At 68.8% G+C, this 21,072-nt stretch carries 15 protein-coding genes and 1 tRNA gene; 5 read left to right on the forward strand and 11 right to left on the reverse strand.

Features of this window, described 5'->3' with window-relative positions; all coding sequences use genetic code 11:
* Window positions 1-97: 97 nt before the first annotated feature.
* Window positions 98-1,918, reverse strand: coding sequence for a bifunctional metallophosphatase/5'-nucleotidase (locus ACIQRW_RS13030; protein ID WP_403758347.1), 1,821 nt, complete (start codon window positions 1,916-1,918; stop codon window positions 98-100).
* 140 nt (window positions 1,919-2,058) lie between these two features.
* Here ACIQRW_RS13030 and ACIQRW_RS13035 point away from each other — a divergent pair, with 140 nt between their 5' ends.
* Both ACIQRW_RS13035 and pyk read left to right on the forward strand, forming a co-directional pair.
* Window positions 2,059-2,796 (forward strand): SIMPL domain-containing protein, encoded by a 738-nt coding sequence (locus tag ACIQRW_RS13035; protein WP_403758350.1) that lies wholly within the window; start codon window positions 2,059-2,061, stop codon window positions 2,794-2,796.
* A gap of 120 nt (window positions 2,797-2,916) precedes the next feature.
* The gene (gene pyk / locus ACIQRW_RS13040) at window positions 2,917-4,356 is read left to right on the forward strand and encodes a pyruvate kinase (protein ID WP_403758353.1); all 1,440 of its coding nucleotides are present in this window, start codon (window positions 2,917-2,919) and stop codon (window positions 4,354-4,356) included.
* A 6-nt stretch (window positions 4,357-4,362) separates the two neighbouring features.
* Here the strand turns inward: pyk and ACIQRW_RS13045 are convergent, their stop codons facing one another.
* A complete protein-coding gene (locus ACIQRW_RS13045) occupies window positions 4,363-5,151 on the reverse strand; it encodes a helix-turn-helix domain-containing protein (RefSeq protein WP_403758356.1) in 789 nt (262 codons plus the stop codon).
* A gap of 86 nt (window positions 5,152-5,237) precedes the next feature.
* Window positions 5,238-5,320 (reverse strand) — tRNA-Leu (locus ACIQRW_RS13050).
* Between the two features lie 94 nt (window positions 5,321-5,414).
* On the opposite strand from ACIQRW_RS13050, the gene ACIQRW_RS13055 reads away from it, so the two are divergent.
* Window positions 5,415-6,071 (forward strand): ANTAR domain-containing response regulator, encoded by a 657-nt coding sequence (locus ACIQRW_RS13055; RefSeq protein ID WP_073747771.1) that lies wholly within the window; start codon window positions 5,415-5,417, stop codon window positions 6,069-6,071.
* A 77-nt stretch (window positions 6,072-6,148) separates the two neighbouring features.
* Here ACIQRW_RS13055 and ACIQRW_RS13060 read toward each other — a convergent pair whose 3' ends face one another.
* The 7 genes from ACIQRW_RS13060 to ACIQRW_RS13090 all read right to left on the reverse strand — a co-directional run bounded on the left by ACIQRW_RS13060 (window position 6,149) and on the right by ACIQRW_RS13090 (window position 15,279).
* Entirely contained in the window at window positions 6,149-6,865 is a 717-nt protein-coding gene (locus ACIQRW_RS13060; protein WP_403758359.1) for an ABC transporter ATP-binding protein, read from the reverse strand.
* A complete protein-coding gene (locus ACIQRW_RS13065; protein WP_403758456.1) occupies window positions 6,862-7,731 on the reverse strand; it encodes an ABC transporter ATP-binding protein in 870 nt (289 codons plus the stop codon). Before ACIQRW_RS13065 ends, ACIQRW_RS13060 begins: the two co-directional genes overlap by 4 nt.
* Before the next feature lie 5 nt (window positions 7,732-7,736).
* Window positions 7,737-9,515, reverse strand: a complete 1,779-nt coding sequence (locus ACIQRW_RS13070; protein ID WP_403758362.1) for a branched-chain amino acid ABC transporter permease — start codon at window positions 9,513-9,515, stop codon at window positions 7,737-7,739.
* 5 nt (window positions 9,516-9,520) lie between these two features.
* Window positions 9,521-10,453: a branched-chain amino acid ABC transporter permease gene (locus ACIQRW_RS13075; RefSeq protein WP_403758365.1), complete on the reverse strand. Its 933-nt coding sequence runs from the start codon at window positions 10,451-10,453 to the stop codon at window positions 9,521-9,523.
* A gap of 102 nt (window positions 10,454-10,555) precedes the next feature.
* Complete coding sequence (locus ACIQRW_RS13080; protein WP_403758369.1) at window positions 10,556-11,791, reverse strand: branched-chain amino acid ABC transporter substrate-binding protein; 1,236 nt, start codon at window positions 11,789-11,791, stop codon at window positions 10,556-10,558.
* Window positions 11,792-12,412: 621 nt separating this feature from the next.
* On the reverse strand, window positions 12,413-12,883 hold the full coding sequence (locus tag ACIQRW_RS13085; protein WP_403758372.1) for a PaaI family thioesterase: 471 nt from the start codon (window positions 12,881-12,883) through the stop codon (window positions 12,413-12,415).
* A 116-nt stretch (window positions 12,884-12,999) separates the two neighbouring features.
* Window positions 13,000-15,279 carry an FdhF/YdeP family oxidoreductase gene (locus ACIQRW_RS13090; RefSeq protein ID WP_403758375.1) on the reverse strand — a complete coding sequence of 760 codons (2,280 nt, stop codon included), beginning with the start codon at window positions 15,277-15,279 and terminating at the stop codon, window positions 13,000-13,002.
* A gap of 129 nt (window positions 15,280-15,408) precedes the next feature.
* Between ACIQRW_RS13090 and polA the strand changes: the two genes are divergently transcribed.
* The gene (gene polA / locus ACIQRW_RS13095; protein WP_403758378.1) at window positions 15,409-18,120 is read left to right on the forward strand and encodes a DNA polymerase I; all 2,712 of its coding nucleotides are present in this window, start codon (window positions 15,409-15,411) and stop codon (window positions 18,118-18,120) included.
* Window positions 18,121-18,183: 63 nt separating this feature from the next.
* On the opposite strand, the gene ACIQRW_RS13100 is transcribed toward polA, so the two are convergent.
* Window positions 18,184-19,059, reverse strand: a complete 876-nt coding sequence (locus ACIQRW_RS13100) for a DUF4184 family protein (protein WP_403758381.1) — start codon at window positions 19,057-19,059, stop codon at window positions 18,184-18,186.
* A 188-nt stretch (window positions 19,060-19,247) separates the two neighbouring features.
* Here ACIQRW_RS13100 and ACIQRW_RS13105 point away from each other — a divergent pair, with 188 nt between their 5' ends.
* Window positions 19,248-21,044, forward strand: a complete 1,797-nt coding sequence (locus ACIQRW_RS13105) for a lytic murein transglycosylase (protein ID WP_403758384.1) — start codon at window positions 19,248-19,250, stop codon at window positions 21,042-21,044.
* The last annotated feature ends 28 nt before the right edge of the window (window positions 21,045-21,072 follow it).

The raw sequence follows: 21,072 nt of genomic DNA on the forward strand, positions 1-21,072 counted from the left end.
CCGCACACAGCGATACGGGCACACCGGCGCCACGGGCACACCGGCATCACAGGAACACAGGCGTCACAGGAACACAGGCGTCACAGGAACACAGGCGTTACGGGAACACCGGCGCCCCATCACGCGTCAGCCGCCACCCCACCGAAGCGAACGCGGCCGGATCCACCGACCCCTTCTCCCGCACCCACCCGATGATCGTGTTCCGGATCTCGTCCGAATCCGCCCACACCTGCCGCGCACCCGGCACATGCGGGAAGTTCCCCCCACCACTCGCCCGATAGTTGTTCACCGCGAACAAGAACCGCGCAGCCGGATCGATCGCCTTCCCCTCGAAGGACAGCCCGACGATCCGCGAACCCACCGGCTGAGCGATGTCGATGTCGTACGTCACCCCCGACACCGCGTCGTAGTTGTAGTCCGGAATCCCGTCCGCGTTCGTCAGCCTCGCCGTGTCCACCGGACCACCCGCGGGCGTCCGCACGAAATACCGCGCCGAATACTCCAGGTACTCCTTCAACTGCGCACCCGTGAGCAGCCGCGCCTCCAGCGTGTTCTCGAACGGATACAGCCCCGCCGCGTCCTTGATCGTCACCTCACCGGCCGGAATCCCCGCCGTACGCGAGAAGCACGAAGCCTGCGACAGCACCGGCAACGCCGCGTACTCCCCACCCGCCAGCGCCGCCTTCACCGTCTCCGCCTGCACCTGGTTGATCAGATCGATGATCGGCTCGTCCTTCCACGGCGCGTCCGCCGTCGACATCGCCACCACCGACGTACCGATCACCTGATTGACGTACTCCACCACCTTGCGGTGCTCCGACCGCAGCAGCGACGTCACCTTCCGGTCCTCCGGCACCGTGTTGGAGTTCAACACCCGCGAACCGGCCTTCTCCACCGCCCAGCGGCCCTTCTCCCACACCAGATCGAAATCGAACAGCGTCAGCCGCTGACCCCACTTCGCAGGCTCCGAGAGCACGACCCGCCTCCCGGTCTCCTTGTTCGTCACGAAGTGCTCGGCGATCTCCACATGCGCGTGCCCCACCAGAATCGCGTCGATCCCCGGCACCTGCTCCGCCACCAGAGCCGCCGCGTTCTCCACGTACGGCAACTGATCCCCCCACGACGACGTCCCCGAAGAACCCGAATGCGCCGAGACCAGCACCACGTCCGCACCCATCGACCGCAGCTTCGGCACCCACTTCGCCGCCTGCTCCTCCAGACCCGGGAACACCATCTTCCCGCCCACATTCGCCTTGTCCCAGATCGCGATACCAGGATTCGTCAGCCCCAGCACCGCCACCCGCACATCACGCCCGTACGGCGTCCGCAACCGCTTGATGACATACGGGGCGAACGCCGGCCGCAACGTCTTCGCATCCAGCGCATTCGCCCCCAGCAACGGAAATTCGCACTGCTCCTCGAATTTCCGCAGCACCGGAATGCCGTAATTGAACTCGTGATTCCCGAGCGCCGCCGCGTCATAACCGATCGCGTTCATCGCCTGCGCCATCGGATGAACCGGACCACGCCGCGCCGTGATCGGATCGACCTTCGCGTAGTAGTACGACAACTGCGTGCCCTGGATCGTGTCGCCCGCGTCGATCAGCAGCGTGTTCCGACGGCCCTTCTCCCGGCGCACCTGCTCCACCAACGTCGATATCTTCGCCAGACCGACATCGTTGTGCGCGGAGTCGTCGTACTCCTTGTCCGTGAAGTAGTCCCAGTTGAAGACGTTCCCGTGCAGATCGGTCGTGCCCATCACCGTGAACGAATACCGCTTCGCCGGACGCCCATGACCGTGACCGTGCCCCTCCGCCTCCGCCGCACCGGCCGAGCCCCCGACCGCACCGCCCGCCATCGCCACACCCGCACCGGCGGCAGCCGAACGGCCCAGAAACGTCCTACGGTTCAACGGCATCTCTTCACTCCTCGTTCAGTAGGGCAACGCGCGTAGATTCTGGCCCAGCCGCCACCACGCACAACACCCCACGCAGATTTCGATCTGATGACCACGCGACACACACCACGACACACCACCCCCCGTGCCACAGTGAACACATGACCGAAACCCCCACACCCGCCGCCACTCCCGCCCCCGCACCCCACCACCCCTACGGCACCCCCACCACCCCCCACGTCACCGTCCGCGGCGAAGCCCACCTCGAAGTCGACCCCGAGATCGCCCACATCACCATCACCCTCACCGCCCGCGGCACCGACCGCCGCACCACCCTCGACGACCTCACCCGCCGCAACACCACCACCCTCGACCTCATCAGGACCTACGGCGACGCCATCGAGAAACTGGAGACCGGCACCCTCGCCATCCGTCCCGAACTCACCCGCCACGGCCGCGCCGAACGCATCCGCGCCTACCACGGCAGCATCCAACTCACCGCCACCCTCAGCGACTTCACCACCCTCGGCGAACTCATCGCCCGCCTCGCCGACCAGGACCTCACCCGCATCGACGGCCCCTGGTGGGCGCTGCGCCCCACATCCCCCCACCACGCCGCCGCCCGCCGCCAAGCCGTCCAAGGAGCCCTCCAGCGCGCCCGCGAGTACGCCGAAGCCCTCGACACCCGACTCGGCGCCCTCCTCGAACTCAGCGACACCGGCACCCACGGCAGCCCCCGCATGGCCCGCGCCGCCTTCTCCACCCAAGCCATGCCGTTCGCCGGCGCCGCCCCGGAAGCCGCCACCGACGCCGCACCCGTCGACCTCGAACCCGTACGCCAGACCGTCGACGCCCAAGTCGAGGCATCCTTCACACTCATCCCGCCGAACCTCGGATAAACGCTCATCAGAGCGACCCGCTGCACAATTCAACAGTTGTCAACAACCCTTCATGAGAAGGTTGTTGAGGTGTCATGCAGAGCCAAATACCTACCCGTAGGTAAGGTTTAGTCTCGAACCATGCGCCGAGCGAAAATCGTTTGTACCCTGGGACCCGCAACCGACACATACGACCAGATCAAAGCCCTGGTCGAAGCGGGAATGGACATCGCCCGCTTCAACCTCAGCCACGGCAGCTACGCCGAACACGAAGCCCGCTACCACCACGTCCGCAAAGCGTCCGAGGAAACCGGCCGCAACGTCGGCATCCTCGCCGACCTTCAAGGCCCGAAGATCCGCCTCGGACGCTTCCGCGAAGGCCCCGTACTCCTTGAACGCGGCGACACCTTCACCATCACCGTCGAACCCCTCGAAGGACAGGGCACCGGCGACATCTGCGGCACCACCTACGACGGACTCGCCGCCGACGTCACCGCCGGCGAACGCATCCTCGTCGACGACGGCCGCGTCACCCTCGAAGTCACCGGCGTCGAAGGCCCCCGCGTCCACACCACCGTCATCGAAGGCGGCATGGTCTCCGACAACAAGGGACTCAACCTCCCCGGCGTCGCCGTCTCCGTCCCCGCCCTCTCCGAAAAGGACATCGACGACCTCCGCTGGGCCCTGCGCACCGGCGCCGACATCATCGCCCTGTCCTTCGTCCGCACCGGACGCGACATCGACGACGTCCACCGCATCATGGACGAGGAGAACCGCCGCCTCCCCGTCATCGCCAAGGTCGAAAAACCCCAGGCCGTCGACAACATCGACGACATCGTCGCCGCCTTCGACGGCATCATGGTCGCCCGCGGCGACCTCGGCGTCGAAATGCCCCTGGAACAAGTCCCCATCGTCCAGAAACGCGCCATCAAGCTCGCCCGGCGCAACGCCAAACCGGTCATCGTCGCCACCCAGATGCTCGACTCGATGATCGACAACTCCCGCCCCACCCGCGCCGAGGCCTCCGACGTCGCCAACGCCATCATCGACGGCACCGACGCGGTCATGCTCTCCGGCGAGACCAGCGTCGGCAAATACGCCATCGAGACCGTCCGCACCATGTCCCGCATCGTCGAGGCCGCCGAGGAAGACCTCCTCGCCAAGGGCCTCCCACCCCTCACCGAGCGCAACAAGCCCCGCACCCAGGGCGGCGCCGTCGCGAGGGCCGCCGCCGAGATGGGCGACTTCCTCGGTGCGAAGTTCCTCGTAGCCTTCACCCAGAGCGGCGACACGGTAAAGCGCCTCTCCCGCTACCGCTCACCCATCCCGCTCCTCGCCTTCACCCCCGACGAGGCCACCCGCGCCCAGCTCAACCTCACCTGGGGCGTCGAGACCTTCCTCGGCCCGCACGTCGACTCCACGGACGCGATGGTCGCCCAGGTCGACGAGGAGCTCCTGCGCATCGGCCGCTGCAAGAAGGGCGACGTCGTGGTCATCACCGCCGGCTCCCCTCCCGGCGTCGCCGGCTCCACGAACCTGGTCCGCGTCCACCACATCGGCGAGGACGACAGCCCGAAGTAGGGCGGCTCAGTATTTCGGCCCGACGTGCGCATCCATGAGGGCTACGGATGCCCGTCGGGCTACGGAGATGTTGTAGGGCTTGCCCGCGCGGGTGCAGTGCGTCCAGGTGATGCCGAGCGCGTCGAGGGTGTCGGTGTAGAGGCGGCGGATGTCGTCGGAGACGTTGGTGAACCAGTAGCGGGGGTACTCGTAGCGCTTTCGCTCGCCGCTGACGATGCGCGTGGTCCAGTTGGTGAGGCGGCAGCCGTCGGAATGGACAAGGCCACGGACGAACTGCCAGGGGTGCGCGTCGACGATCTTCTGCTGCCAGGACTCCAGGGCTATGTCACGTTCGTGCTTCCGGCCGGGGCCGTGTTGCGGGAAGTAGCAGACGAGGTGCTTCGAGTAGAGCTTGATGTTGTGGCAGCCGGTCCTGCGGACTCGGCACGTTGCGTTGTCCGGGAAGACCTTACGCAATGCAGCCTCTGCCTCGTCCTGGATACCGGGCCACGCATCGTCCAGCGTGATCATGAGACTCGGTGCCCGGTGGGCGGAGTACTGGCTGATGTGGCCGTCTCCCAGGTAGAGACCGAGCAGGTACGCATAGGCGGGCTCGGCGAGTGCTGTGCCGTCGCATCGATGACACGACGGGTTGTGCGCTCCAGGGCACTCTCCGCGCTTGGCGCGGTCCACGTGCAGCCAGTACGAGATGGTGCCGCGAGGGACGTTCAGCTGACGGGCCACCTCGGCGTTCTTGGTGCCGCTCCGGAGGAGGGTGAGCGCATGCCGACGCATTTCCAGGCTGTGGAATTCCATTCCATCACCTTCTGCAACGCGGGGTCGCCGCGTGTAGCAGAACGCGGATGTTCACTCGCTCGTGAACATCCGCTCCGCCTTATCTGTGCCGAGTGCGGGACTCGAACCCGCAAGCCCTTTCGGGCAGATGTGTTTGAGACATCCGTGTATGCCATTCCACCAACCCGGCAAGGTTGCTCGGCAGCAGTGTACCGGGTGACCCAGTGGGCGCGCCGCTAGGTAGGCTGCTTAGCAGCAGCGCCTGGCCTGAATCAAGGAGCCCCGTGACCACCCCCGAGTCGCCCCAGCCCGTAGACGCCGTCGACGACGACAAGTCGCACGTCCCGCCGCTGACGACCCGCGTCGTCATCGCCGAGGACGAGGCCCTCATCCGCCTCGACCTCAAGGAGATGCTGGAGGAGGAGGGTTACTCCGTCGTCGGTGAGGCGGGCGACGGGCAGCAGGCCGTCGAGCTGGCCCGGGAGCACCGGCCGGACCTGGTCATCCTGGACGTGAAGATGCCGGTCCTCGACGGGATCTCCGCCGCCGAGAAGATCGCCGAGGAGTCCATCGCCCCGGTCCTGATGCTCACCGCCTTCTCGCAGCGCGACCTCGTCGAGCGGGCCCGCGACGCCGGGGCCATGGCGTATCTGGTGAAGCCGTTCAGCAAGAGCGACGTGGTGCCGGCCATCGAGATGGCCGTCTCGCGGTTCGCGGAGCTGAAGGCGCTGGAGAGCGAGATCGCGGACCTGTCCCAGCGGCTGGAGACCCGGAAGCTGGTGGACCGGGCCAAGAGCATCCTGCAGACGGATTACGGGCTCTCCGAGCCGGCCGCGTTCCGGTGGATCCAGAAGACGTCGATGGACCGCCGGATGTCGATGCAGCAGCTGGCGGAGGCGTTGATCGAGGACGCCGAGGAGAAGAAGAAGGCGGCCGAGTAGCCGCGTAGGCGTACGCAAAGCGAGAGGCCCGCACCCGGGGCGAACCGGGTGCGGGCCTCTCGCGTACGGCAGACGCGTCAGTCCTCGCCGAGGTAGGCCTTGCGGACCGACTCGTCGTGGAGCAGGTCCGAGCCCGCGCCGGAGAGGACGATCTTGCCGACCTCCATGACGTGACCCTGGTCCGCGAGGGACAGGGCGGCCTGGGCGTTCTGCTCGACGAGCAGGATCGTGGTGCCCGCCGCCTTGAGCTCGACGATGGTCTCCATGATCTTCTGCATCATGATCGGGGAGAGTCCCATGGAGGGCTCGTCGAGCATGAGCAGCTTGGGCTGGGACATCAGGGCGCGTCCCATGGCGAGCATCTGCTGCTCGCCGCCCGAGAGGGTGCCGGCGGCCTGCTTCCGGCGTTCCCCGAGGATGGGGAAGAGGTCGTAGGCGCGCTGGACGTCCTTCTCGATGCCTGCCTTGTCGGTCCGGAGGAACGCTCCGAGCTGGAGGTTCTCCGTGATGGTGAGGCGGGGGAAGATGTGGCGGCCCTCGGGGGAGTGGGCGAGTCCGAGCGCGACGATCTTGTGCGCGGGGACGCTGCCGAGGGGTTTTCCGTCGAAGGTGATGCGGCCGCCGGAGGGCTTGAGGAGCCCGGAGAGGGTGCGCAGTGTGGTGGTCTTGCCCGCGCCGTTGGTGCCGATGAGGGTGACGACCTGGCCGGCTTCGACGCTGAAGGAGATGCCCTTGACGGCTTCGATCTTGCCGTAGGCGACGCGGAGGTCTTCGACCTCTAGCAGGGCGGTCACGGGGTTTCCCCTTCCTTGCGGGTGGTGCTCTGCGCCTCGGCTGCTTCGACCTCGGCGGCCTCCTCGTCCCCGGGGGCGCCTTCGAAGGGCGTACCGAGATAGGCGGCGACGACGCGTTCGTCGGCCTGGACGACGCTCGGGGTGCCCTCGACGAGCTTTTCGCCCTGGACGAGGCAGGCGACGCGGTCGCAGAGGTTGAAGATGAAGCGCATGTCGTGCTCGATGACGAGTACGGCGATGCCCATGTCGCGGATGGCGAAGATGAGCTCTTCGGTGACGCGGGTTTCCTGGGGGTTCATGCCGGCGGTGGGCTCGTCCAGGAGGAGGAGGCCTGGGTCGCTGGCGAGGGCGCGGGCGATTTCCAGCTTGCGCTGGTCTCCGTAGGGGAGGTTGCGCGCGAGGTGGTCGGCCTTGTCCTGGAGGCCGATGAATTCCAGGAGTTCCATGGCGCGTGCGTGGGACGCGGCTTCGGCTTTCTTGAAGCCGGGGCCGCGGAGGAGGGCCGACCAGAGGCCTTCCTTGGTGCGGGTGTGGCGTCCGACGAGGACGTTCTCCAGGACGGTCATGTTGGCGAAGAGCCGGATGTTCTGGAAGGTGCGGGCGATGCCTGCCTGGGTGACGAGGTGGGGCTTGGGCGGCAGGACGGTGCCCTTGTACCTGACCTTGCCCTCGGTGGGGACGTAGAGGCCGGTGAGGCAGTTGAAGAAGGTGGTCTTGCCGGCGCCGTTGGGGCCGATGAGGCCGACGATCTCGCCTGCTGTGACGGTGAGGTCGACGTTGCGGACGGCGGTGAGTCCGCCGAAGCGCATGGTGACGCCGCTGGCGTCGAGCACCGTGGTGGCGGTCTCGGGTGTGGTGGTGGTCATGGTGTTCACGCCCCCGCCTTCTTGGTGCCGGAGGTGGTGTCGGCCAGGGTTTCTTCGGGTACGTCGAGCTGGTTGGTCTCGTGGTACTCCAGCTTGGCCCGCCGGTTGGCGATGAGGCCTTCCGGGCGGAAGCGCATGAGGAGGATGAGCGCGAGGCCGAAGCCGAGGAGCTGGTAGTCCGAGAGGAACTGGAGCTTCGCCGGGATCATGTAGAGGAGTGCTGCGCCGATGAGGGGTCCGCTGATGGTTCCCATGCCGCCGAGGATGACGGCGGCGAGGAGGAAGGCGGAGTTGGGCGGTACGGGTCCGGCGAAGACGTACATCTCGGGGACGACGGTGCTCTGGACGTGGGCCTGTACGGTGCCGGCGATGCCGGCGAGGGTGGCGCCGAGGGCGAAGGCGATGAGCTTGACGCGGAAGCCGTTGATGCCCATGGCGGTGGCGGCGGTCTCGTCCTCGCGGATGGCGACCCAGGCGCGGCCGATGCGGGAGCTGCCGGCTCGGCTGAAGACGAGGACCACGAGGATCATCGCGAGCAGCATGAGCAGGTAGTAGTTGGCGTAGGCGCCGAGTTCGAAGCCGAGGATGGTGTGGGATTCGCCGAAGTCGTACCCGAAGAAGTTGAGGTCGGGGATGTTCGGTACGCCGTTGGGGCCGTTGGTGACGCGTGGTCCGGAGACGCCGTCGAGGTTGCCGACGGCGATGCGGAAGATCTCGCCGAAGCCGAGGGTGACGATGGCGAGGTAGTCGCCGCGGAGGCGGAGGGTGGGTGCTCCGATGACGACGCCGAAGATGAGGGAGACGGCGGCGCCGGTGAGGACGGAGGCCCAGAAGGGGAACTGGACGCCGAACGCGGATGCGGTGGTGCCGGAGACGAGGGCGGCGGTGTAGGCGCCGACGCCGAGGAAGGCGACGTATCCGAGGTCGAGGAGTCCGGCGAGGCCGACGACGATGTTCAGGCCCAGTGCCACGGTTGCGAAGATGAGGATGTTGACCGCGATGAGGGTGTACTGGTCGGTGTTCTGGGTGAAGGGGAAGACGGCTGCGGCGACGAAGGCGGCGGCGACGGCGATGGAGCGGTACTTCGTGGTGAGCGCGGAGAGGCGGGCCATGAGGCCGGCCTTGAAGAGTGCGGCGACCGCGAAGGCGCTGATGATCAGGTAGCCGATGAAGAGTTCGGGGTATGCGGTGTCGATGCCGTAGGTGACGACGAAGAGACCGATGCCGAAGGCGGCGACGATGATCAGGATTTCGGCCCAGGAGGGGAGTTCCTTGGGGCGTCCGGGTGCTGGGGCGCGGAGGCTGTTGAGGAACCGTTCCAGGGGCGAGGGGGTGGTGGTGTCGGTGATGTCCTGGTCGTGGGGGAGGCCGAGGGAGGCGACGACGGTGATGATGGCGCCGACGAGGCCGATCCAGGCTCCGGGTTCCAGGTTGACGACGCCGCCGAGTGTGACGGAGATGGCGCCGACGGTGAAGCCCATGGTTCCGAGGACGCCCAATGCGGCGAGTCGGACGGGGCTGTTGGAGCCGCCGGGGGTGAGCCAGCCGAGGCCCTTGATGCCGTACCCGGAGAGGGCGAAGAGCAGGGTGAGTGCTGCGCCGACGAGGGTGAGGACCTGGAGGCCGCCGGGGTAGCCGGTGACGGTGAGGTCGCCGGGGAATTCGGAGGTCCAGGTCCAGGCGAGGAAGGTGGAGGCGAGGGTGAGTGCGGCTCCGGCCGTGGTGGCCGCGCGGGCTGCGGGGATGGCGAGGACGGGCGTCGTCTCGTGGGTGTTGGTGGTCATCGGTATCACGCCCGATCCGTGACGCGCTCGCCGAGCAGGCCTTGTGGCCTGACGAGGAGGACGACGATGAGAAGGACGAAGGCCCAGACGTTGGCCCAGGCGCCGCCGCCGAGCTGCTGCATGCCGGGGATCTCTTCGATGTAGGCGATCGAGAGGGCTTCGGCGAGGCCGAGGACGACGCCGCCGACCATGGCTCCGTAGATGTTGCCGATGCCGCCGAGGACGGCGGCGGTGAAGGCCTTGAGTCCGAGGATGAAGCCCATCTCGAAGTTGATCTGGCCCTTGTCGAGGCCGTAGGCGACCGAGGCGATGGCGGCGAAGGCGGCGCCGATGGCGAAGGCCATCACGATGATGCGGTCGGTGTTGATGCCCATGAGCTTGGCCGTGTCGGGGTCCTGGGCGGTGGCCTGCATGGCGCGGCCGCTGCGGCTCTTGGCGACGAAGAGGCCGAGGGCGAGCATGCAGAGCGGGGCGAGGACGAGGACGAAGGCGTCGGCGCGCTGGAGGTAGAGGTTGTCGAGCAGCTTGAACGATTCGCCTTGGAATTCGGGGAAGCTGCGGGGCTTCTTCGCGTCGGGGTAGAAGCCCCAGACGAGCTGCTGGAGCACGATCGAGAGGCCGATCGCGGTGATGAGCGGGGCGAGGCGGGGTGCGCCGCGCAGGGGCCGGTAGGCGAACCGTTCCGCGGCGGTGGCCACGGCGACGGAGGCGATGGCACCACCGATGATCATGAGCGGGATGGCGACCAGGAGGGTGGTCCCGCTGGGGAGCATGATGTAGGTGGTGAGGGCGCCGAAGCCCCCGATCATGAAGATCTCGCCGTGGGCGAAGTTGATGAGCTGGACGATGCCGTACACCATGGTGTACCCGATGGCTATGAGGCCATAGAGGGCGCCGAGGGCAAGGCCGTTGGCCAGCTGTTGCGGCAGTTCGTGCACCGCAGGGCCTCCGATGAGCTTGTCGGATATGACTCCGCGCGAGGGCGCTGTTTGCGCCCTCGCGCGGCTTGGGTCAGGTGGGGCGGGGCTGTGCCGGTGGGATCAGTCTTCGAACGTGGCGCTCTTGACGTCCTTCCAAGCGCCCTTCTGGACCTCGTAGACGGTGAGCTGCTTGTTGGTGGTGTCGCCGTTCTCGTCGAAGGAGACCTTGCCGGTCACACCGTCGAAGGAGACCTTGGACATGGCCTCGGTGACCTTGGCGCGGGCGTCCTCGGGGAGCTTGCCGTCGTTGTCGGCGACGACGGCCTTGACGGCCTGGACGATGGCCCATCCGGCGTCGTAGGAGTAGCCGCCGTAGGCCGCGTAGGGGTCCTTGTAGCCTTCGGCCTTGTAGTCCGCGATGAACTTCTTGGCGGTCGGGAGGGCCTCGACGGGGTAGCCGATGGAGGTGGCGTAGTCGCCGTCGTTGGCCTCACCGGAGGCGCTGATGAAGGCGGGGTCGTAGATGCCGTCGCCGCCCATGGTGGGGATCTTGGCGCCGGTCTTCTTGATCTGGTCGGAGAGCAGGCCGCCCTCGGGGTACTGACCGCCGTAGTAGACGGAGTCGGCGCCGGAGCTCTTGACCTTGTCGGCGGTGCTGGAGAAGTCGGTCTCCTTGACCGTGACGTGGTCGGTGCCGACGACCTTGCCGCCGAGGCGCTCGAATTCTTCGGAGAAGATCGCGGCGAGGCCGGCGCCGTAGGTCTGCTTGTCGTCGACGACGTAGACCTTCTTCTTCTTGGCGTCGTTGAAGAGGTACTGGGCGGCGAACTTGCCCTGGACGACGTCGGTGGCGCAGGTGCGGAAGTAGGTCTTGAAGGGGCGCTTGACGTCGCCCTTCGCCCAGTTGTCACCCTGGCTGAGGGCCGGGTTGGTGTTGGCGGGCGAGACCTGCGTGAGGTCGGCCTTGTCGAAGACGCCCTGCATGGACTGGGCGACGCCGGAGTTCAGCGGGCCGACGGCGCCGAGGACGTCGGTGTTGCCGACGAGCTTGGTGGCGTTGGCCTGTCCGGAGGCGGGGACGGCCTGGTCGTCGAGGGCTTCGATCTTGAACTCGATGCCGGGGACTTCGTTGTTCTTGTTCGCGGTTTTGGCCGCGAGGTCCACGGAGTTCTTGATGCCCTGGCCGAGCGCGGAGAGGGAGCCGGTCAGGGGCGCGTCCACGCCGATGACGACGGTGGTCTTGCCACCGCTGTCTCCACTGTCCTTGCTGCCTTCGTCGCGCGACCCGCAGGCGGTGAGGGTGAGTGCTCCGGTGGTGAGCACTGCGGTGAGTATGAGCAAAGAACGGTGTCGCACGAGAGGGTCCTTTCCCTGGCGCGGCGCTCCTCTGGCATGAGGTGCCGTGATGTTCGCCGGGCCGTACTGGGTTGGTACAGGGCCGTGCAGCAGACGCGCCCGGCGGCGCGGTGACTGGCGGTGACTCTAAGCGCAGCCGGGGGCCACCGGGACTGGTCGGCGGCGGATGTGACTCTCTTGTTATGCCCTTGAGCAAGGCTTGAGGTTCCTGTGAGGACATGTGACGGTTTCGCCTGGAGTGCGGAACGACCACATGCTGAGAACGCGCAGCTCTGCTAAGGGGCTTGGGGTGATCTTGGTGCTGACGCGGTTCGATGATCGCGGTGGGCGCGGCGAAGTTCCCCGGGTGTCCGTGGCCGGGGTGCGCGGCTGGATTCCGCATTGCCTGCACGTTACGCAGTGTTACATCGGTGCTTGGGTCGGCGGGGCCGCGGGGCTGATGTGGCTGCTGAGTGGCTCATGGAACGCGCTGTGACGTCAAGGAAGTTGACCGAGTGTGTCGGACAACTGTCGTTCTTTGGTGGGGATATGGCACTGCCCGGCCGGAATGCACAGGGTGCGGTTCTGGCCGGGCAGGGGGTTCGCGCCGTGTGGGGCGAGGGGGTTGGCGGGTGGCGGGGGTCAGCCCGCTTCGGGGCGGGGGGCGTCGCGGAGGAGGCAGGTGAGGCGTGCGGTGCAGACCCGCTTGTCCTGTTCGTCGGTGATGACGATCTCGTACGTGGCGGTGGAGCGGCCCTGGTGTACGGGGGTGGCGACGCCGGTCACGAGGCCGTTGCGGACGCCCCGGTGGTGGGTGCAGTTGAGGTCGACGCCGACGGCGAGCTTGGAGACTCCGCCGTGGAGCATGGAGCCGATGGACCCGAGGGTTTCGGCGAGGACGGCGGAGGCGCCGCCGTGCAGGAGTCCGTAGGGCTGGGTGTTTCCCTCGACGGGCATGGTGCCGACGACGCGGTCGGCGGAGGCCTCGACGATGGTCACGCCCATGCGTTCGCCGAGGTGGCCGGCGGAGAAGAGGGCGGGCAGGTCGACGCCGAGTGCCGCGTACTCGTCGATGACTTTCTGCGGGAAGAGGGGTGCGGTGTGCTCGCCCATGGATCCGGCTCCGTTTCGGTGCGCTCGTTGGTTGCTGTCTGCACTGTTCTTATCAGACGGCTGAGCGGACGCTTAGGGGTCAGACGGCTGAGCGGACGCTTAGGGGGTGGCGGTCTTCAGGCGCTCCGGGTGTTCTCGAAGCGGACGACGACCGATTTGCTGGCCGGGGTGTTGCTGGTGTCCGCCGTGGAGCCGAGGGGGACCAGGACGTTGGTCTCCGGGTAGTAGGCGGCGGCGCAGCCCCGGGCGGTGGGGTAGTGGACGACGCGGAAACCGTCCGCGCGGCGCTCGACGCCGTCCTTCCACTCGCTGACGAGGTCGGTGTACGCGCCGTCGGCGAGGCCGAGGGCGGCGGCGTCCTCGGGGTTGACCATGACGATGCGGCGGCCGCCCTTGATGCCCCGGTAGCGGTCGTCGAGGCCGTAGATGGTGGTGTTGTACTGGTCGTGGGAGCGCAGTGTCTGCAACAGCAGCCTGCCGTCGGGGAGTTCGGGGTACTCGACGGGGGCGGCGGTGAAGTTGGCGCGGCCGGTGGCGGTGGGGAAGCGGCGCTCGTCGCGGGGGGCGTGGGGGAGGGTGAAGCCGCCGGGGCGGGCGACGCGGGTGTTGAAGTCCTCGAAGCCGGGGACGACGCGGGAGATGCGGTCGCGGATGGTGGCGTAGTCCTGCTCGAAGGCCTCCCAGTCCGTACGGGAGCCGGCGCCGAGGACGGCGCGGGCGAGGCGGGCGACGATGGCCGGCTCGGAGAGCAGGTGGGGGCCGGCGGGGGTGAGGTTGCCGCGTGAGGCGTGGACCATGCCCATGGAGTCCTCGACGGTGACGAACTGCTTGCCGCTCGCCTGGACGTCCTTGTCGGTCCGGCCGAGCGTGGGCAGGATCAGGGCGCGGGTCCCGGTCACGGCGTGGGAGCGGTTGAGCTTGGTCGAGACGTGGACGGTGAGGCGGGCGCGGCGCATCGCGGCCTCGGTGACGGCGGTGTCGGGCGTGGCCGCGACGAAGTTGCCGCCCATCGCGAAGAAGACCTTCGCCTCGCCGTCGCGCAGGGCCTGGATGGAGCGCACCACGTCCAGGCCGTGGTGGCGCGGCGAGGTGATGCCGAACTCCTTGTCGAGGGCGTCGAGGAAGGCCGGTGCGGGCCGTTCGAAGATGCCCATGGTGCGGTCGCCCTGGACGTTGGAGTGGCCGCGTACCGGGCAGACTCCGGCGCCGGGGCGACCGATGTTTCCGCGCAGGAGGAGGAAGTTGACGACTTCTCGGATGGTGGGCACGGAGTGTTTGTGCTGGGTGAGGCCCATCGCCCAGCAGACGATGGTGCGCTTGGAGGCGAGAACGAGGGCGAGGGCCTGCTCGATCTCGGCGCGGGTGAGGCCGGTCGCGGTGAGGGTCTCGTCCCAGTCCGCCGCTTCGGCGGCTTTGGTGAACTCCTCGTAGCCGTGGGTGTGTTCGGCGACGAACGCGGTGTCTACGGCGCCTTCGGCGGCGAGGATCAGCTTGTTGAGGAGGCGGAAGAGGGCCTGGTCGCCGCCGATGCGGATCTGGAGGAAGAGGTCGTTGAGGGCGGTGCCCCGGATCATGCCCCGCGGGGTCTGGGGGTTCTTGAACCGTTCCATGCCGGCTTCGGGCAGCGGGTTCACCGAGATGATCTTCGCGCCGGAGGTCTTGGCCTTCTCCAGGGCGGAGAGCATCCGGGGGTGGTTCGTGCCGGGGTTCTGTCCGGCGACGATGATCAGGTCGGCCTGGTGGAGGTCCTCCAGGGAGACGCTGCCCTTGCCGATGCCGATGGTCTCGGTGAGCGCCGAGCCGGACGACTCGTGGCACATGTTGGAACAGTCCGGCAGGTTGTTGGTGCCGAACTCGCGGGCGAAGAGCTGGAGCAGGAACGCGGCCTCGTTGCTCGTGCGTCCTGAGGTGTAGAAGAGGGCCTCGTCGGGGGAGTCGAGGGCGGTCAGCTCCTCGGCGATGATCGCGAAGGCCCGCTCCCAGGTGACCGCTTCGTACCGGTCGGCGCCCTCGGGGAGGTACACCGGCTGGGTGATCCTGCCCTGCTGGCCGAGCCAGTAGCCGCTGCGTTCGGCGAGGTCGGCCAGTGAGTGGGCGGCGAAGAAGGCGGGGGTGACGCGGCGCAGGGTCGCTTCCTCGGCGACGGCCTTGGCGCCGTTCTCGCAGAATTCGGCGGTGTGCCGTTTGTCGCCCTCGGGCCAGGCGCAGCCGGGGCAGTCGAAGCCGTTCTTCTGGTTGACCTTGAGGAGGGTCTGCGCGGTGCGGCGCACGCCCATCTGCTGGTGGGCGATGCGCAGGGAGTGGGCGACGGCGGGCAGGCCTGCGGCGGCGTGCGGGGCCGGCTCGACCTGCGGGGCGTCCTGGACCGGGTCACCGGTCGGCGGCTTGGTGGCCATGATGCTGCTCCCCTTCGAGCGCTTCTTCCACGTGAACGGCGTGTTGATGTCCTCACCGTCGATCCTGTCACGGCCCTGTGGATGTCGTGCCGGTCCGGATTGTCAGTGGGCCGTGGCAGGATCGGGGGCGTGGCTGAGACGGCATCGAAGAAGACGGCAGACAACCGACCGCGCCTGCTCCTCATGGACGGGCACTCCCTGGCGTACCGGGCGTTCTTCGCCCTGCCCGCGGAGAATTTCACGACGGCGGTGGGGCAGCCGACGAATGCCGTGTACGGCTTCATGTCGATGCTGGCGAACACCCTGCGTGATGAGGCGCCCACGCATTTCGCGGTGGCGTTCGACGTGTCCCGCAAGACCTGGCGTGCGCAGGAGTTCCCGGAGTACAAGGCGAACCGCTCCAAGACCCCCGATGAGTTCAAGGGGCAGGTCGAGCTGATCGGCGAGTTGCTGGACGCGATGCACGCGGACCGTTTCGCGGTGGACGGTTTCGAGGCGGACGACGTCATCGCGACGCTGGCGACCCAGGCCGAGGCGGCCGGGTTCGAGGTGCTGATCGTCACCGGCGACCGGGACTCCTTCCAGCTGATCACGGAGAACGTGACCGTGCTGTACCCCACCAAGGGGGTCTCCGAGCTGACCCGGTTCACGCCGGAGAAGGTCGTCGAGAAGTACGGGCTCACCCCGCAGCAGTATCCGGACTTCGCCGCGCTGCGCGGCGACCCGTCGGACAACCTTCCCGGCATTCCCGGGGTGGGGGAGAAGACGGCCGCGAAGTGGATCAACCAGTTCGGTTCCTTCGTCGAGCTGGTCGAGCGGGCCGATGAGGTCAAGGGCAAGGCCGGGCAGAATTTCCGCGACCACCTGGACGCGGTGAAGATGAACCGGGTGCTGACCGAGATGGTCCGGGACGTGGAGCTGCCGAAGACCCCGGCCGAGCTGGAGCGCGCCCCGTACGACCGCACGGCGGTCACCGGTGTCCTGGACATACTGGAGATCCGCAACCCGAGCCTGCGCGAGCGCCTCCTCGCCGTCGACCCGGGGGCGGCGGAGGCCGAGCCGCCCGCGCCCGCCGCCGGTATCGAGCTGGACGGGGTCGTGCTCGGCTCCGGCGAGGTCGCCCCCTGGCTGGAGGAGCACGGCGCGCAGCCGCTCGGCGTCATGACGGTGGACACCTGGTCGCTGGGCGCCGGCACGGTCACGGAGATCGCGCTCGCCGCCGCGGACGGGGCCGCCGCCTGGCTGGACCCCACCCAGCTGGAGGAGGCCGACGAGCAGGCGTTCGCCGCCTGGGTGTCGGACCCGGCCCGGCCGAAGGTCCTGCACAACGCGAAGAACGTGATGCGGGTCCTGCCCGAGCACGGCTGGCGGCTCGAAGGCGTCGCGATGGACACCGCGCTCGCCGCGTATCTGGTGAAGCCGGGCCGTCGCTCCTTCGCCCTGGACACGCTGGCCGTGGAGTATCTGGGCCGGGAGCTGGCCCCGGCCGCCGCCTCCGACGGGCAGCTGGCCTTCGGCGCGGACGACCGGGCCGAGGCGGACGCCCTGATGGCGCAGGCCCGCGCCGTGCTCGACCTGGGCGACGCGTTCACCACTCGCCTCAAGGAGGTGGGCGCGGCGGAGCTGCTGCACGACATGGAGCTGCCGACGTCGATCCTCCTGGCCCGTCTGGAGCGGCACGGGATCGCCGCGGACCGGGCCCACCTGGAGGGGATGGAGCAGCAGTTCGCCGGGACCGTGCAGCAGGCGATCAAGGAGGCGCACGCGGCGGTGGGCCGTGAGTTCAACCTCGGATCGCCCAAGCAGCTCCAGGAGATCCTCTTCGGCGAGCTGGGCCTGCCGAAGACGAAGAAGACCAAGACGGGATACACCACGGACGCGGACGCGCTGGCCTGGCTGGCCGCGCAGACCGAGCACGAGCTGCCGGTCCTGATGCTGCGCCACCGCGATCAGGCCAGGCTGCGGGTCACCGTCGAGGGCCTGATCAAGACGATCGCCGCCGACGGACGCATCCACACCACGTTCAACCAGACGGTGGCGGCGACCGGCCGGCTCTCCTCCACCGAGCCCAACCTGCAGAACATCCCCGTCCGCACGGACGAGGGCCGGGCGATCCGCCGGGGCTTCGTCGTCGGCGAGGGCTTCGAGACGCTGATGACGGCGGACTACAGCCAGATCGAGCTGCGGGTCATGGCACACCTCTCCGAGGACGCCGGCCTGATCGAGGCGTTCGCCTCCGGCGAGGACCTCCACACCACGGTCGCCTCGCAGGTCTTCGGCGTCGAGAAGGACGCGGTCGACGCGGAGATGCGCCGCAAGATCAAGGCCATGTCCTACGGCCTGGCGTACGGTCTCTCCGCGTTCGGGCTCTCCCAGCAGCTGAACATCGACCCCGCCGAGGCCCGGGTGCTGATGGACACCTACTTCGAGCGGTTCGGCGGGGTACGGGACTATCTCCACCGGGTCGTCGAGGAGGCCAGGGCCACCGGGTACACGGAGACGATCCTCGGTCGGCGCCGCTATCTCCCCGACCTGAACAGCGACAACCGCCAGCGCCGCGAGGCCGCCGAGCGGATGGCGCTCAACGCCCCGATCCAGGGCACCGCCGCGGACATCGTGAAGGTCGCGATGCTCCGGGTGGACAAGGCGCTCACCGAGGCCGGGCTGACCTCGCGGATGCTGCTCCAGGTCCACGACGAAATCGTCCTGGAGATCGCGAAGGGCGAGCGGAAGCGGGTGGAGGAGATCCTCCGCCACGAGATGGCCCACGCGGTCGAGCTGCGCGCCCCGCTCGACGTGTCGGTCGGCGTCGGCAAGGACTGGGAGTCGGCCGCGCACTGAGCCACCGATGAAGGCCGGGCCCGGACCGCGTCACGGTTCCGGGCCCGGCCCTTCTGCTCGCCGCTACCTCCGGCCGGCCGGCGCTCCCGTACGGGTCCCCTCCGGTACCGGCGTCCGCTCCGGGCCCTTCGTCCCCCGCCGCCTGCCCGGCAGCCGCATCCACACCCCGTACAGCAGCAGCCCGGCCGCCAGCCCGGCGCCCGCGCCGAAGCAGGCCGTGGGGATGATGTCGAGCGGGCTCTCCACCCGGCCGAAGCGGTCGTACCAGCGGACGCACCGGTGGACGACGCCGAGCAGCACGCACAGGCCCAGCAGGCCGAGAGCGCCCCACCTCTCCCGGCGGCCGAGCACCGGCACCTCCTCGGGCGCGGGGGCCTTCGGGGTCAGTCGGAGCCCGGTGACGGCGAACCAGCCGATGACCACGAGGGCCAGGGCCGAACTGCCGTACTGGACGAACTGGTACACCGGGAAGCCGCCGACACTGCGGCTGAGCAACGGCACCAGCTCCGTCCCCCACCGGCTGTGGTGGGTGAACGCGTCCCACACCACATGCGTGGCCGCGCCCAGCGCACCGGAGACGGCGAACCACAGCCAGGCGGAAGGCCCGAAGGAGGCCCGCGTCCACCGCTGCCCCCGGACGAAGGTGTGGACGCGGCCCCGTACCCGTACCGGCAACAGCGCCGCCAACGGCTCCCGCAGCAGGACCCACACCACCACCAGCGCCGCCGCGATGATCACGTTCACCGTGACGACCCCGAGGAAGGTGTGCGTGAACGACCCGAACTCCATCGCCCCGGGGATCACCGTGTCCGCGAAGTAGGTGATGTCGGGCGCGAACGAACCGGCGACGAGAGCGGACGGGAACAGCGGCCACCGGGCCGTCCCGTTCCGGCGGATCGCCGGGAGCACGGCGGCGGCATGACTGAGCGTGAACGGCATGGCGGCAAGTATGCGGGACCGTTCGGGCACCCTTCCGTGGCCGGCAGGACAACATGCGCCCGCGAACGTGAAAAAACAGTAAGAAGCGGTCAGGGCTCGGTGCTCGGCCGACACAAGTTGCCGTAGGGTCGCTGGAGTCCTTGCGCTGGGGAGCGCGAGCAGCCTTCGAGGGGGAGGGACCGGAACGTATGGCAGCGCACATTCGCCGACGTCTGCGCAAGGGGGCCACGACCACCGCGCTGGCGGCGGCCGCCGTGGCGGCACTCGCGGCCTCGCAGGCGCCCGCAGCGACCCTGGCCGACGGACCCGCCGGCGGCGGTGACCCGAAGGCGGCGGGTGAGGACACCGCGAGCACCGACGGAGACGGCGCCGCGACCGGCAACTCGCCCTACTACACGGACCTCCCGCCCCTGGTCACGCCCAACAAGCCCGGAGCCTCCAGCAACCTGCCGGTGACCGGGAGCGCGGAAGCCGGCATTCCGGCCTCGATCCTGGCCGCGTACAAGCAGGCCGAGCAGACCGTCAGGACGACCGACCCCGCCTGCCGGCTGCCCTGGCAACTCCTCGCGGCGATCGGCAAGGTCGAGTCCGGCCAGGCCCGCGGCGGACGCGTCGACGCCAACGGCACCGCCAGCCCCCCGATCCTCGGCCCGGCCCTCAACGGCCAGGGCTTCGCCCTGATCAAGGACACCGACGGCGGCGCGTACGACAGCGACGCGGTCCACGACCGCGCGGTCGGCCCGATGCAGTTCATCCCGTCGACCTGGGCCTCCTGGGGCCAGGACGCCAACGGCGACGGCCGCAAGGACCCCAACAACATCTACGACGCGGCGCTCGCCGCCGGCCGCTACCTCTGCGCCAACGACCGGGATCTGGCCATCGCCGCCGACCTCGACCGGGCCGTGCTGAGCTACAACCGGTCGAACGAGTACCTGCGTACGGTCCGCTCCTGGTTCTCGTACTACCAGCGCGGTACGCACGAGATCCCCGACGGCACCGGAACGCTGCCCACCTATCCGAGCGCCCCCTCCGGCTCCACCCCGAACCCGGGAACCCCGAGCCCGGGCGTCACCCCGAGCCCGAAGCCCTCCCCGGACAAGCCGGGCGGGAAGCCGAGCCCGGGCCCCTCGAAGCCCGGCGACGGCTCCACCAGCCCGACGCCGAAGCCGCCGAAGCCGCCCACCTCCAAGCCGACGCCGGCCGAGACCTTCGGCTCCCTGGAGAACGCCGGCACCGGCCCGCTGCGCGCCACCGCGGGCCAGGCGTTCGACGAGCGGGTCACCGTCCTCGCCCGCAACGCGCTCGGCGCTCCGCTCGGCAAGGTGCCTGTCACGTTCACCGTCACCGGGAACACCGGCACGCTGTTCGCCGGCGGCAAGAAGACCGTCACGGTGCGGACCGGTGCCGACGGCACCGCCGCCGCGCCGGAGCTCAAGGCCGGTGAGAAGGCCGGGGAGTTCACGGTGACCGCCGTCGCGGGCACCGGCAGGCCGCGCACCCTGACCTACGCGGCGACCGTCACCGCCCGCCAGGCCGACACGATCGCCCGGACCGACGAGAAGGCGCTCGTCGCCGCACCCGGCGAGAAGTTCGCGGACGCCGTCACCGTCAAGGCCACGTACAAGGACGCCGCGGCGGCCGGAGTGGCCGTCACCGCCACCATGGTCAAGGACCCCCTGGGGCTCCTCGACAACGACAAGGGCCCGTACTTCAAGGACGCGGCCGGCAAGCCGGTGCGCACCCTGACCACCCTGACGACGGACGCCGAGGGCGTGCTCCGGCTCCCGGAGATCTTCGCGGACGACACCGAGGGCACCTTCAAACTGCGCCTCACCACCGAGGGCGGCGCCTCGGTCGTCATCGAACTCACCATCCAGGCCCCGGAGGAGACCGCACCCGAGGAGACCGCACCCGAGGAGACCGCCCCGGAGGGGACGGCCCCCGAGGAGGCGGCTCCGAAGGAGACGGAAACCCCCGAAGCCTGACCCCGCCACACCCGCCGCGCCGCACAGC

The organism is Streptomyces sp. NPDC091287 (assembly GCF_044768525.1).
In the GTDB taxonomy this organism is placed as follows: domain Bacteria; phylum Actinomycetota; class Actinomycetes; order Streptomycetales; family Streptomycetaceae; genus Streptomyces.